The organism is Paraburkholderia sp. RL17-337-BIB-A, assembly GCF_046025895.1.
Lineage (GTDB): Bacteria > Pseudomonadota > Gammaproteobacteria > Burkholderiales > Burkholderiaceae > Paraburkholderia > Paraburkholderia fungorum_C.
Genome location: NZ_JARESY010000003.1, coordinates 757,307 through 771,262, shown reverse-complemented (window position 1 = coordinate 771,262; position 13,956 = coordinate 757,307). Strand labels below are relative to the sequence as shown.

General features: G+C 61.0%; 13 protein-coding genes. All 13 read right to left on the bottom strand.

Going from position 1 to position 13,956, the window contains the following annotated elements:
• Positions 1 to 503: 503 nt before the first annotated feature.
• A complete protein-coding gene (locus P0D84_RS41560) occupies positions 504 to 668 on the bottom strand; it encodes a hypothetical protein (RefSeq protein WP_408348193.1) in 165 nt (54 codons plus the stop codon).
• 73 nt (positions 669 to 741) lie between these two features.
• Positions 742 to 1,959: a hypothetical protein gene (locus P0D84_RS41555; RefSeq protein ID WP_408348190.1), complete on the bottom strand. Its 1,218-nt coding sequence runs from the start codon at positions 1,957 to 1,959 to the stop codon at positions 742 to 744.
• A 15-nt stretch (positions 1,960 to 1,974) separates the two neighbouring features.
• Positions 1,975 to 2,568 carry a hypothetical protein gene (locus P0D84_RS41550; RefSeq protein WP_408348187.1) on the bottom strand — a complete coding sequence of 198 codons (594 nt, stop codon included), beginning with the start codon at positions 2,566 to 2,568 and terminating at the stop codon, positions 1,975 to 1,977.
• Between the two features lie 60 nt (positions 2,569 to 2,628).
• A complete protein-coding gene (locus tag P0D84_RS41545) occupies positions 2,629 to 3,747 on the bottom strand; it encodes a type II secretion system F family protein (protein ID WP_408348184.1) in 1,119 nt (372 codons plus the stop codon).
• Positions 3,748 to 3,761: 14 nt separating this feature from the next.
• Positions 3,762 to 6,146 (bottom strand): ATPase, T2SS/T4P/T4SS family, encoded by a 2,385-nt coding sequence (locus P0D84_RS41540; RefSeq protein WP_408348182.1) that lies wholly within the window; start codon positions 6,144 to 6,146, stop codon positions 3,762 to 3,764.
• A 2-nt stretch (positions 6,147 to 6,148) separates the two neighbouring features.
• The gene (locus P0D84_RS41535; RefSeq protein ID WP_408348180.1) at positions 6,149 to 6,763 is read right to left on the bottom strand and encodes a hypothetical protein; all 615 of its coding nucleotides are present in this window, start codon (positions 6,761 to 6,763) and stop codon (positions 6,149 to 6,151) included.
• Positions 6,717 to 7,997 carry a type IV pilus inner membrane component PilO gene (locus tag P0D84_RS41530; protein ID WP_408348177.1) on the bottom strand — a complete coding sequence of 427 codons (1,281 nt, stop codon included), beginning with the start codon at positions 7,995 to 7,997 and terminating at the stop codon, positions 6,717 to 6,719. Before P0D84_RS41530 ends, P0D84_RS41535 begins: the two co-directional genes overlap by 47 nt.
• Positions 7,998 to 8,004: 7 nt before the next feature.
• Complete coding sequence (locus tag P0D84_RS41525; protein ID WP_408348174.1) at positions 8,005 to 9,609, bottom strand: type II secretory pathway protein; 1,605 nt, start codon at positions 9,607 to 9,609, stop codon at positions 8,005 to 8,007.
• 3 nt (positions 9,610 to 9,612) lie between these two features.
• Positions 9,613 to 10,224, bottom strand: a complete 612-nt coding sequence (locus P0D84_RS41520) for a toxin co-regulated pilus biosynthesis Q family protein (RefSeq protein WP_408348171.1) — start codon at positions 10,222 to 10,224, stop codon at positions 9,613 to 9,615.
• A gap of 5 nt (positions 10,225 to 10,229) precedes the next feature.
• A complete protein-coding gene (locus tag P0D84_RS41515) occupies positions 10,230 to 10,655 on the bottom strand; it encodes a lytic transglycosylase domain-containing protein (RefSeq protein WP_408348168.1) in 426 nt (141 codons plus the stop codon).
• Entirely contained in the window at positions 10,652 to 11,899 is a 1,248-nt protein-coding gene (locus P0D84_RS41510) for a TrbG/VirB9 family P-type conjugative transfer protein (protein ID WP_408348165.1), read from the bottom strand. The genes P0D84_RS41515 and P0D84_RS41510 overlap by 4 nt, the downstream gene beginning before the upstream one ends.
• The gene (locus tag P0D84_RS41505) at positions 11,896 to 12,702 is read right to left on the bottom strand and encodes a transglycosylase SLT domain-containing protein (RefSeq protein WP_408348162.1); all 807 of its coding nucleotides are present in this window, start codon (positions 12,700 to 12,702) and stop codon (positions 11,896 to 11,898) included. The genes P0D84_RS41510 and P0D84_RS41505 overlap by 4 nt, the downstream gene beginning before the upstream one ends.
• Complete coding sequence (locus tag P0D84_RS41500) at positions 12,695 to 13,954, bottom strand: TraB/TrbI/VirB10 family type IV secretion system protein (protein ID WP_408348159.1); 1,260 nt, start codon at positions 13,952 to 13,954, stop codon at positions 12,695 to 12,697. Before P0D84_RS41500 ends, P0D84_RS41505 begins: the two co-directional genes overlap by 8 nt.
• Positions 13,955 to 13,956: the final 2 nt, after the last annotated feature.

Genomic DNA, 13,956 nt, shown 5'->3' with positions numbered 1-13,956 from the left:
CGCTTTTCTTACTGCTGATACTGCAACTTCAGTTACCGGAATACCCTTGACAGTAGGACCAAATCATCGTCCGGTCGGGCATGTACTGCGAGCCGTCTGAATTGTTGAAGAAGCACGCGTACTCGTAGTCAGTGCCCCCGCTTGGTCCGCCGCCAGCGTAGTACGGGCCAGTGACGTAGCACATCGCAACCTGTGTGTAGCTACCGATCTTCTGCGTTGTCGCCGCCAGACCGGGAGGCACGCTGTATCCAGCAGCGACAGCGTTAGCTTTGCAGTGTGCAATCGGGTCGGAAGAAACCGGAGGCGGCGGTGGCGGCGGTGCATTACAGGAATATGACCACGAGCTACCCGTCCACGTAGGGCCACTAGCAAAGCCGTACTGGCAAGTATTTGGTCCTGGTGGCTGCGGTATCTGACAAAACGGACCTGTCCATGCACTACCAGTCCATCCCGGCGACCCCGTTGTGTCCCATCCTGCGGGACATTGCGGCGGCGCTTGGTAATTACACTGCGGCGACGAGAAGTGCGAGCCCTGCCAAAGCGCCGCCGCACCAGTCGTCCAACCTGGGCCAGTAGAGCACTGCGGAGGCGTCTGTGCCGAAGTCGAGATTGTTGGCCCGCACGATGAGTCCTGAAAACCATACGAGCAATGCTCGCGCTGTGCCCATGCGTGTTATCCAGCAAGAAGACCCACGCACAGGATCAAAAAATTAAATATTTTTCTCACCGTTCAATCGATATTTAGTACGAGCAGTAGGTTTCAACTTCGCCTGTACCGATAGCGCCTCCATCCACATTTGACGTACCTGAACCCGAACCGTTTGTGATCGAAATCGTCCACGGTCCCGAACCAGGGCCAGCGAAATTCACCGCCGCAGTCGTATCGACCCGGAAGGTCTGCGGCACCAATCGCATTTGCGGAGAGCCCCCGGCGAAGCATGACGGGGACGGCACCACCGAACCATTCCAAACCTGATAAAAGTTATAGGTTTGCGTAGGACCGCCGACCGGCATCCAGATCGGACCCGCGCCGTCATTCAAGTTCTGGCAGGAAAGCGCCTGCCCTCGCCCGTCGCTATTCGATGCTAGCGCACCCAATGGACTACAGGACGCGCGCGGCGCACCTATGGCCCCGGCCTGGATCGTACGCGCAACTGTGAGCGTTCCGCCGACCGTGGTATTTCCCGTAGTGTTAAGCGTCGTGGCCGTCGCCGTGCCGAGACTCGATGAGCCAGAAACGGTTAAACGGCCTGTGCTGATCGTGCCCGTGGCGTCCAGATTCTGGACGTTGTGCAGCGATACACCGTTCACGTTCTGATCGCCGGTCCAGGTCAGGCTACCGTCGCGCCGGATGTAGACCGAGTCCCCGTCGGTCGCAGGTCCGTTGGTCGCCATGATCGACGCAGCTTTCGAGCCGAGCGGGTTGCTTGCCGTGAATGACCCGTTGATGCCCGTGATCTGCGCTGGGCTCTGTGCGTTCGAATAGCCAAACTGGCTCGTGCCCGCCAGCTTCGAGCCGGCCACGGCGACCTGTGCAGCACCAGCGACGTCCGGCTTCCCGCCCTTCAAAAGTTGCGTGGTCGGATACATCGTGAAGGCGACGTGGCAGTTCCCCGCTGTCTGCGTGCAGCCTGATGGCACCATCGTCATAGTTGTGACGTACGCACCACCCCAATACGGCCCGCTTTTGTGTGCCTGTTTGAGATTGCCCGCCGCTACGAGCTGAGCGATCGTCGGAGGCGTGATGGTCGCGTTATTACCTGAGGCGGTGTACTGCGTCAGGATCGCCCCAAAGTTGTCAGAGATGTACCCCTGAAAAGCGGTCACCAACGTCGCTTCATTCTGTCCTTCCAGCGCCAGCATCGTCGCGCGCTGATGCTCAATGTCTAGCTTGATGCCCTGCACTGTCAGGATCGCTGAACCCAAAAGGACGAACATCATTTCGAGCAAGCTGCCCATGGTCCTATCGCCCCGTTACGTGCGCGACGTGTAAAGCTGAAGCGTCGCGTAGGCCCCCGCAGATGCGCACGCAGTGCCCGCCGTAGTGCTGCTGAAAGTTGTGGTCGGCCCCGAGAGCGTCGTGCTGTTCGCACCTACCTGCGAGAACGTGTTGGTCAACGCGGCAACGCTCATTGCGCATACGGCGGCAGGCACCTGATAGTTCAGAATCAGAGAGTCGTTCGCCGTGCTGAGTGTTCCGACACTGACAGTGACGGGCTGATTGAAGATCCCTTTCAGCGACGACTTGTCGCTAGCCAGACGCGCTCCGGCCGAGTCGAACGCCCGGTTTGTCGCCAACGTTGTTAGGGTCTCAGTAGAAAAGTCAGCATCGTTCTGCGTCGCATTGAGGATACCGGTGTGAAACATCTGCGCTTCGCTGGTGAACTCAGAGGACTTGATCAGCGTGTAGACATAGGTGCTGCCTTTAATGACCGCTATGGCCAGCAGCGCAGCGCCCGCCATGTATGCCCCCGCCTCGATCAGCGACAGTTCACCTGACTGCTTTTTTCGTCGGCCCATCCGAAGAAGACTCAAACGACGGAAAGAGTTGGTGTTTTTTTGTTGCATCAGATTCTCCCGAAGATCACGCCTTATCAGCGTGCCTAGATATGACTGCTCGTTGAGCGCTTACTGAGCGCCGGCTACCGGAATGCCACCACTCATGTTGACCGCTCCTGTGACGACGTACGAGCCCACTCCGATCGTCAGGAAAACGGCTACAGCAAATCCAAGAAGCACGTAGTGAGTCAATCGCGCATTGCGCTTCACCGCTTCGACGACTCTCCCAAGCGAATCGCGCCCGAGCGATTTGATCGCCGCTTCAAACTGATCCCGACCGGCGGCATCGGTGATGGTGTCCACGATCATTTCCGAGAAGATGCCCGTGTCAAGGGCACGCATTGGCTGATCGGGTCGCTGCGTGAGGCGCTTGTTCATCGTCGTCAGATGCCACCGCATCCGTGGATCGGCCGTATGGGCGACCCGGTTGATCGCCGCGCGCAACGTCAGGTTTGAATCGAACAGGCCAGCGAGCGACACAATCAACAGCGCTGCTCGCATGTCGCGCCGGTTGCGCCACATCAATGGGAAGCCGTCGAACCGGATGCGCAGCGGCCCGACCCAACGCTTCAGGGTATAGAAGTAGGCTGCTATGGTTCCGACGACGACCGACGTGGATAACCACCAGTAGTCGTAGGCGAATGTGTCGATGTGGTACAGCAGCCGCCCGGCATCAGGCCACTGCTCGAGCGGCTTGATCTCCACGACCTGCGGATAGATCATGCCGCCGAACATCATGCAAAAGCCGTACAGGTAGACAAGTAGAAACGTCGGATAAGCAACCTGTAGCGCGGTCTGTGACGACAGAGTGCGCTTGGCGAACGCCGCCATTTCGGCAAGCTCGAATCCCCGCACCACTGCGTCGCTCTGCGTCGACTCGTCAGCAATATCGAACAGCGTGTACTCGTCACCCGGTATGAACGGCTTGATTGCGGCCGAAAACGAGTCGCCCTTCACCAGCCGCTCCCGTACCGTGGCAAAGACTTTCCACACGATGCGGTTGCGCTTCCGGTTGCGGTTTTCATATGTCTCGAGCCGCTCGCGCAGCGTTTCGACGTCGCGCAGGCCCTTCTTCTCGATGTCGAGGCGCGTTTCCTTGTAGAACGTCTCGCGCACGCTCTGAAAGCGCCAGCGCGCGATACGCATCTGTGTCGCTTCGGGGAGCAGCGCAATCAACGAACTAAGCATGACCCGTCAGCCTCTTAAAGTTTTCCGTCCGCGCCCGGAAACACGCGGTATTGCCCGAACGACTGCATCGAACGGTTGATAAATTGTGGGTCTATTTCCCCACGGGAAGCCTTGAAAAGAGCGTGTTCATATACCGTCTTTCCAGTCATATCCTCGTTGTCGAACCCGGTCTTCCGCTCGCCGCGCCAAACCTGACGTGCGCCGGCCCAGTCGCGAGCCGCGATACGCTCGCGGAACGCCTCAGTCGGCCGGTACAACTCGGCTACGAGCGTGGGCCGCTTCGTGCCACCAGCAACCTTGCCATCCCGTGAGAAAAGGCCGTCGAGGCGGCAGTGCTGGCAACCGGCATGGTTGCGGCATGCCATCCGCGAGGTGTCGAGTCCAAACTTCGATCGCAGCAATTCCAGATCGGCCTGCGGCATTACCTCATCGGCGGGCAGCTTGCAGTGCGGGCAAAGCGTCGGAATCAGCTTCTGGTTGCCGACGGCGTTCACAAACCCTTCAGCAGCGAGTTCATCGATAGGCAGCATCAGGCGGCCGCCCGCCATACGCATGAAGGCAGAAATGATGTCGCCTGCGTGCAATGAGAACCGTACCGGGTGCCCGGTCAGCGCGATCTCGGACACAAGGCCCATGGCCACGCGATCTCGCACTTCCGAGATCGTCACATCGTCAGGGTCCATCCGCATCAGCGTACGGATGACTTCCGCGTACTTGCGGTTGGCTTCGTCGTCTGACTCATCCGGGCGGCGGATGATCGAGATCTCTGAGAGCCACGGCAGCGGATACTCGGAAGGCTCGCTCACGGCAAATTGCTTCTTCAACTCGCGGTCGGGCAGCATGAACGACAGGGCGCGTAGCAGTGTTGTCTTGCCAGAACCGGTCTCCCCCGTCAGGACGCTAATGCCACCGCTCACGTGGTTGAGCGTGTCGATCAGGGCCAACTGGCTCGGTGCGAGCCCCATCTGCGCAGGCATGAGCACCGAGTAATTCTTGAAGTTGCCGTCCAGCAAACGCAGAGCAACGTCGTAGCCGCCTACCGTCGGCGCCGACTGCCAGCGAAGGTTGATGGTGTCGCGTCCGACGACAAGCGGGATCATTGCGGACTGTGGGGCGCTCGGCTGGAACGAGTTACCCGAGTTCGTGTTTTTCTGCACCAGGTCGGAATAAGCGGCCGACAGCGCACGACGCACGATGTTCTTCGGCAGCCGGCGATACGTGTACACGTCGCCATTCACGCGGAACCGCACCTCCACTTCTCCGCGAAAGTCTCGCGGCTCAATCGCAATGTCGCTCGCACCATAACCATGCGCGGCTTCGATAATATCGCGGAAGTTGCCGATGGCGCGCGACGCCTCACGCTCGACGTTGCCGGATGTTTCGCGCTTCTTTCCTTCGTAGATGGCCGCGATCACTTCCTCGGTTGCGATCATCTCTTCCTGTACGAGCAGGTCGCGCGCGGCAAGGTCTTTGACGAACGTCGTGAACTGGGCCCGCTCGCTGAATCGCGCGGTCGCGGCAACAATAGCGACGCCCGGCTGAATTTCTACGGCGACAAACTCTTTGCGAGCGGCAGCTGACAGCTTCAAGGTTGCGTCGCTATCCGTACCTGTGACGATCCGTTTGAAGTCAGGTAGCGCATCGGCGGACACCAGAACAGGTCTGCCGTTCAGATCGCTGGTTGGCTCCTGACTGTCATCGTCCTCGTCGTCGACTGACTCTTCCGTCGGCGCCGGTGCCTGGGCGACCTGGGACACTTCCACCGATGCGACAGCCTCGGCGGCCTGTTTTCGGGGCGCTGTTGCCGTCACGCCATCAGGTACCGGTTTTGGTTGCGGTGCCGGCTGCGGTCGCGCGGCAATGACTGGCTCAGCAGCCGCGACCGTCGCAGGCGCTTCGTCAGGGGCGGCTGGCCGTTCTGCCGAGCCCCGTTGCGCCGCAATCAGAGAGTCCAATTCGCGCAGAGCCTTTTCGCCTTCGGCGTACGCATTGCCCAGGCCGCTGGATACGTCCGCGGCCGGGCTAACCACCACATCTTGGGCAGGCATGCGTGCGGCCTCGCCAACCTGCACCGACTTCGCCACATCCGTTTGCTCGTGCGTTACCGCTGGCTGAATGACCGCCGCAGCGACCACTGCTGCGCCCGACATGCCCAACTCCGTGAATGACTCGACGTCCTCGACGTCGTCGCCGGAAAGCTTGCGCCCAAGAAACGAGACCGTGGGATTGATAGCGCGAGTTGGTTCGCGGAACGTCGGCTCCTGTCCCGGCTGACCCGCTGGCTGCGCTGTCCCCTGCCCAGCTTCAACAAATGCCGATGGCCTCACGCCGCGGAACCGCTTCAGGAATCCACCGCTCGCCTGAGCGTCGTCTGTCTCAACACCTGAAAAAATGCCCATGCTTACCGAACTCCACCAAACGCGCCAACGTTCGTCGCCACCGGAAGTGGGCCACCAAGGTCCGTAATCGCCTGGATGGCGGGGTTATCGCCACCCGAACCGGCACCTGCTGGCACAGCAATCACATCCGCCCACGTACGCTTTCCTTCTGCCACGGTCACGCGATACCCATTTACTTGCGTCACGACCCACCCGTTCAGCAGCTTTTCGCCGCGACTGGATGAATAGACGCCGCCCTGATACTCGTACAGCACGTGCGAGCCTGCCGAGTCGCTATAGGCACCAACGAACGACACCGGTATCGCCTTTCGCGCCGGTGAGTCTGAACGCTTCGGCGGCTTTGCAACAACGGTTGTGGCGGCGACAGGCGCAGCGGGCGGAGCCATAATGGGAGCGTTCAATGCAACACCACCCGCGGGCGGCTGGGCGCCATCCGTTTTGCGCATGGAGTTGACGAGGTTCTGCCGCGCTAGGCCATCGATGTCATCGAGCGTCAGATGCTTCTCATCAGCGTGTGCAAGGCCAGCGGCACAGAGCACGACAAGCGATGTTGCCGCGAAGCGGCCGAATTTATTGGAGAACATAGTATTTACCCTTCGCGGTGAAATGAACGCCACTGCCATCCTCCTTAAGCTCAACCTCCAGCGTGTCCAGAGCCATGTTGCCCGGCAGCTTCTCCAGTAGCCGGCTCTGCCACATGTAGCCTTCGATGGTCCAGTCGCCTGCCTGAAGCATCGGTCCGTTGATCCCTCCGGCGTTCGGTTGCCGGGCGAGCAAACGCTGGGGCGGGCGCAGCGTGACCACGTAGCCGTGACTCATCAACTGGTCGGGCTTCGTCGACAGCCGTTGCGGGTCCGTCTGAAGCTGCTTGATAAGAGCCTGCGCGGTCGGCCACTGCTTCTGTTCAGTAAGCGCGAGTTTCTGGACATGCGGCACGGCCGGCCCCTTAACCTGCAACAGCAAACCGTTGGGATCGAACACCACTGGCCGCATCTCTGCCGGTGCACGTGCGTCGAATTCCTTGTAGGTGCCGCCCTCGCGTTTGTAGGTGATCGAGCACCAACCGGTCGCACCGCAGGACGCCTTCTGGAACTGCCAGCCTGCTACGTTGGTTTCCTGCTTGCCAAACGCGTCGATCAGCGCCGGCGCAAGCCCTGACGCGAGCGGCACCGCGCCACTGAAAGTGCGCGCGATCGCGGCCTGATAATCCTGCATGTAGGTAGGCGGCGGTGCCGGCGGCGGCGGCGGCGGATTGAAGTAGGCGAGCGCTTCGAGGCCTAGATAGATCACTGTCCCGGCAATAACGGTCAGTGGAATAACCTTCGGTACCTTCACGGGTACCTTCTTGATCAGTCCGACGCTCTTGCCTCGCAGCAGCTCGGCGGGCGTGAAGGGCTCATCCAGGTCAGTGACGTCGGGGCCGTAGCCGATTGTGACCAGGCGGACACGATCCTTTGCGCACTCGTCCTCGAGCGCATCACGGCGGTCCTCAAGCGCATTGAGCGCCACAGTCTGGTCGACGCGCACCGCGCCGCGGACAATGAGAATCAGATGCACCCGCTGGCCGTCCTGAACCAGGACAAGCACGGCGGGCTTCGAGCGCACGCGATCGAGACCGGCCACCCGTGCGGCCGCCGAATACAGCTTCAGCCCTTTTCTATCGGCAGGTTCCGGCGCACAGAAGCCGGCGACGGTTTCTTCCTTACCCTTGATCTCTACGAAGTGCGTCGCGTCGAGCTCGTAGGCGTAGCGACGGCGCTCGCCCGCCGCACCTTTCGTTGCATAGGCCCGCCAGTCAAGTCCGAAGACTAGGCGCGCCTTTTTTTCGTTGGGAATCGTCTCGAAGTGCATGCGCCGCTCACATCGACGGGACGACGGAGGCCGTCAGCATAATTACCTGGAACGTCTTCCCCTTGTTCCATGCGCCGCTCGCACCGAGAATCCCGTTGTTGCTTGAGCCGTCATAGTTGTTGGTTACAGCGCCGTACATGACCACAGTCTGACCGTCGGACAGCGCGATCGTCTGATCGTCCTTGCTGCCCACGATGTCGGGCAACTGGATCTGCTGGGCCGACGCTCCAGAGCCCGTACCGATCGTCGTGAATGGACCGTTGAGCTTGGAGTTATCACTCCAGTAGGACAGGATGATTTGGTTGTGATCGTTCACCGACGGGAGGATGTTCACGAAGTCACCGACCGTGACCGAACCCGGCGTCAGGCCCGGCGCCCCCGCCGTGCCGCTGATCGACCCGGTTGACGGAGTCGTCGCAGCCAGATAGCCCTTCGTTTCGAACGAGCCTATCGACATCGGCAGGCCGTTGAGGGTCATCTTGGTCTGCGTGTTGTCCGTGACCGTCTTGCCGTAGGTGTTCAGCGCGTTGATCACGGCGTTCGTGCCAGTGAGCGGCGCGTTGGGCTTCAGGATGGAGAGGCCAACCGAGCCCGCGGCGGTCGCCAGCGAGGTAGGCGATACCACGCTGATCGCGTACTGCGACAAACCGTTCGAAATACGGTTGAAAATAATGTCTGCGCTCGCTCCCGCCTGCGACCCGTTGTTAAGCGCGATCTGTAACGTGCGCACGCGAACTGAAACCTGACGTGTCGAGATGGCGTTCTCGCGGGTCAGGACGTCGTTCATGCGATCGACGGCTTCCTTCGTGTCGCGCACCATCACCAGACGGCTATGCGGATTGACCGTCACCTTCCCCATCGGCGTCTTCAAGCTTTCCAGCTCCTTGGTGATCAATCCGATCTGATCGAACGTCCCGTCGCGACCGGTTGACGTGACTGCCGCGAATGAACCGGTATTCGCGCTCGTTGCGCCCGCCCCGTTGGACTGGTTGCCCGTCGACGTGTCGGTGCCCTTCGACATCGATGACTTAATTTTCACCGCGCCTGGAACCGCCGCTATCTGGAAAGTCCGGGTGACGAAGCGCGAAATGTTGATGGTCGCGCCGTCGAAGTTCCAGGCAAGTCCCAGGTCTTCCGTCACGCTGTGAAGATACTGGCCGATCCGGGCATTGCCCGGCTGCCGGTAGACCGGCTCCATGTTCGTCGATGCAGTTTGTGCCTGCATCCCCGCCTTGCCGCTGGTAACGGGATCGACCAGTGCCTCACGCGGGATGAAGACATCGGGACTCAGGTGAACCGGGTAACCCGACGCATCGGAAACGAGAGTAGCGATTTTCGTGATGGGCAGATTCGCCGGAAGCGTGACGTTCTTGTCCCGGAACACTGCAGGCAGCGTCGCTTCATAGGCAACGGGCACGAGGCGATCGCCGAGAAACGCGGTAGAGACGTGCTCGACTAGCGGCATCGAATCCCCCATGCCGGCCATCGCGCGCGTCGCGTCGTGTGTCGCTGCGTCATAGGCGTGGTTGACGTCGGATTGGGACACAACGCAACCCGTCAGCATGGTTGCTGCAAGGAGTGATACAGCGGCCTGGAAGCGGTTTGCTCGCATGGTTTAGTCCTGGCAGTTTGCCGCGCGGGCGACCACGCGAATGACGTTGTTGATGTGTTCGCAGACGCGCGTAGGCGTGCGCATGTGATTGGTCGCGCGCATGACTTGCGTCAGCAAGGAGTCGAAATCACCGCTGAAGGTCGCATTGAATTCGAGCGGCAGGTCATCGTCGATTTTCCAGGCCAGTTGCCAGCCCTGCTGCTGCAGCCAGCGGTCGAGCGCGTTTCGGAGATTGATGTCCCGCGGGGTGATCGTGAGCGTCAGGGCGCTGGAACCGGCCGCAGCCTGTGCACCCGGCAGGACAACCGGCGTGACGGCAGTTGAGGTGATCGTTGGCGCCATGGCTTGGAACGACGCAAGCACCGGCGGCGGCGATGCGTGAGACGTCGCAGGCGCACTCGGTGCAGGGTTGGCCATCGCGAGCGAAGCCGTTGGGCCAGGCGCGGCTGGGCTGGCTGCGTTGGCGTCCAGCATCTGCCAACCGTCACCCGCTGGCGGCGACAGGTGGGATTGCGGAAACGCAGCGTTCGCCAACCCCGTCATAGCAAGTAGTGCGAAAACCTTCGCAAGGAGCGAGGCGCGACGACGGGTGGGCATGATGATGATTGGCTTCATGAGATTCAGTGGGCCGCGCGCACAACGCGCCGATAAATGTGGTTTGCGTACACCAGCTGCTTGTTGGTTGAGACGGCGTTGTACGCACCAACCGCCTTCCACGTCGGGCCGAACTGCTTGATGTTCGACGCGAGAATCCAGGTGCCGACGTATCCGTTGACGCATGGGTTAAACAGCGACTCCCGCGTGACGCCATAGCGCCTAAGCTTCGGAAGCCACGACGAATTGATCTGCATGAGGCCAATATCTTCAGAACCGTCCGTGTTCCGGTTCACCGCATTGGCGCGCATGCCAGACTCCTGTTGTGCGATTGCGCGCACGAGCACCACATTGACGTGATGGAACCGCGCTGCGTCATCGAGGCAGTCTGCGAGCGTCGGCTGCACGAACAGCAGCGCGCCCGCAAATGAGGCGACGGCCCGGCGCCTCATGATTTCGTCCTGTCGAAAAAGCGGACGTCATGCTTACGCGTCACGTTCACGACATTGCCGTCGGCGTTGACAATGAACTGGTCTGCGGTACCGTTGAACTTGTAATAGCGGCCCTGCTGCTCACCTGAGCCCATGTGAGCGACATCCGAGACCTTGACGTTGCCGACCGTGTCGGCAAATTTGAAGTACGTCGATCCTTCCTTGTCGAACACCGCTTCAAGGCCTGCGGTGTTCTTCGCGTCAAATCCGTAGACGAGGCCGGCAACGCGCGCCACTTCAACGCTGTCCGAGCCATTGGACACAACAAACCGATCCGCCCGGCTAATCGTCACGACACTGTTTGAGTCGTCCCATTTTGGCCTCAGGGAGTGCCCCTCCATGTCCCGAAAGACGAGCTCTTTTGCAGGCCTTTGTGAGAAGCGGATCTGGATGTGCGTGTCGTCGCCGTCCCGGATCGCTAGCGCGCCGAACTTGGCGGCGAGACCGCCGTCCTGCGGCTGCACTTTGTCGCTCGCGCTGACAACTACCCCCGACGCGGGCAATAAGCTTGCTGCCGCTGTTTGCATTGCAGCCTGCGCAGGCGCGGCGCTTGCCACATAGTTCACCCCGGTCGATTTGGCGGCCGCGCGACGCAACGTCACGTGGTGCGCGGTGAAATCGACGTCGGCGTAGAGATTCACTGCCCCCAACAGGCGGTCGAGCGACTGCATCCAGTTCTCGCCGTCTCGCGTTGCGAAGCTCTGCGCGTTCGTCAGGTCGACGTCTTTTTGCGCCGAGCCGCTCCAACCTTGCGGTACCAGCGACTTAACCATCTGTGCAAGCGGCAACGTTGCGCTCATCGGACGCGTCGTCTCCAGACTGGGTCGCGGACCAATCAGTGCGAGGCGGTTCGAGAAACCAGCAAAACCGGCAGGCATGTCGCCACTGCGGTTGCTCGCCTCGGAGGTGAAGGTGTTCGCCTTTTTCCATCGGGCCGTGGCGCTCGACCCACCCACCGAATAGGAAACGACTTCGGGCGTCCCTGACACAACGATGTATGGGCCTTCAGCGTGACCGCCGTCTACTTTCAGATTCTGGCCGGCTCGTGGCTGAAGATACGTGTCCGTTCCGTCGTTGAAAATAAGCGCGGGCCGCTCGGTCATGTTCCCGTTGACCTGATAGTCAAAGTCGAGCGGATCGGTACTCGCTGCCGACGCTGACAACGAGAAAACTGCCAACGCGATGAGGGTTAGCGTTTGCTTCATAGACCGCGGTCGATTTGAGAAAGATGCTGGATGAAGCGCGCGAGGTATTCGCGGCCTGGCTGCGGGTTCGCGCTGTGGTAATACGCCACGGCTTTCACCGCCGAGTTTGTCTTGCGATAGTTCTCGTTGAGAATGTCTTCAGCCACGCGGATATTCGTTGCGGGCGCAAGGGCATCCCACGGCGACGCGAAGCGCTGCCGGTGATAGCACCAGTTCACCTGCAAAATGCCTACATCGAAATCGCACCGACCATTCGAGATCAGAAACCGGACGGCCTTGTACGCATCGGCTCGTGTGCGAAAAAAGAAGCCTCGCCCCGCGACGTTCAACGTCCACGGCCACGCTCGCCCGTTGTAGGCCGATTCGTTAAGCGCGATGCCCGCAAGAATTTTTGCGTCGACACTCGTGTGCATCACATCGAAGGGTGCCTGTGCCGTTGCACACGCCCAGCCACCCCGACGCTCAGTCATCGCGGCTTGCGCGTCGTCGTCAAGGACCGCAGGTAGCAGCCAGCCGCTTCGGACCAGCAGACTCTGGATACTTTCCGGCGCGCCATCAACGAGCACGGATGCGAAGCCGCGTGGTCCAGGAGTGATGCTTTGCCCCTTCAGAGGTTGCGCCCAAGCGAGGAAACGCTGCAGGCCGCACGCGTAGACAGGCTTACCAGGAAGCTCCAGCACGGAGCGCACGCCGTTTTCATCAACCACGAAGCGAGTCGGACTGATGACGGTGTCGATCACCGCCGCTCCGGCCGACGAGCACACTACCGTCAGAAGTAACGCGGCGACGGCGCGCCTAGTCATGGTAGGGCTCCATGACAATGTCCTGCGTGACCTGAACGAGGAACTGCTGGCCCGGTGGTACCGTGATCGTCGGAGGAATGTTCTGGTTGCGTTGAAGCACGGCCTGCGCAGTCGTCGCGGCGACCTGCCCCGCTGTGCTTCCTGTGGTCGTAATACCGATGGGGCCTGCCGTCGTCGATGTAGTGGCGCCATTGTCGAAACTCTTCAGCAGGACTGCGGTAATGAAGCCCGCGCCAAAGATCGCCAGGAAGTGGTTGTTGACATCGCCTGAAAAGCCGCTGTACCCATTCTGGTCGGCGCCCTGCATGCCGTTCATCGGCACGCTCTTTCCGTTGGGAAGCCGCAGGCTGGTCGACGCAACCAGCAGACGCTCCTGACCGACCTTCACGTCAGCGCTGTATGCGCCGTTGATGAACGAGCCCTTCGGAATCATCAGGCAGTCGCCGCGAAGGCTGTCGTACACATCCTCGTCGACCATCAACGCGACGCGACCGGGCTTGTCCGAGTTCAACCCTTCAACCGTTTTGACGTGAATGTTGTGCGGAGGCGTCAAGGTGCAGCCGCCGGCCTGGCCGTTGAACGTGGTCCGCTCGATGCCGCGCTGCCCTGCTGTTTCCTTCAGGAACGCCTTATCGCGGTCCTCCGGTGCCTGCCCCTGCCTGGCGAGCGCGAGAGCCATCCCGTCCGTCGGGTTCTGGGCACCTGCCGTCGCCGCTGCACGGGCTGCGCGGAAATCGTCGAGCGAGGGTACGCCCCCTGGCATCATCGTCGACTGCTGGCTGGCGTTGCGGGAAGCTCCGGACTGCTTGAACACGGACGACGTATAGATCGCGTCCTGCTTGTTGCTCACGGCAAGCGCGCTCGTGTCACCGCCAGCAGCCCCCACCTCACGCTGGAAGTCATTGCCCGTCAACACCGGCTTGACGCCTGGACGCTGCGCGGCAGACGCTTCGGACGCGGCACGGGCTGCCGCATCAGCCGCGGCAGCCTCCTGCTGCTGTCTGATCATCTTCTCGATGTCTGAAGTGCCTGCAGCAGGTACCTCGGTGCTGGACTTGAGGGCCGACGCCTTTTTCAGACGCGCTTCCTCTGCCGCCTGATCGCTCGCCTTCAGCTCATAGTAGAAGCCGAGCGCGCCGATGATCAGCGCGGCCAGCAGGCCAATGCTCATGATGGCATTGCGGGGCGTCTTGCCCTTGACGATCGCGGCCTGCTCGGCGTTGGGTGTGGCCTGTTCGGTCTTTTTGGCCACGG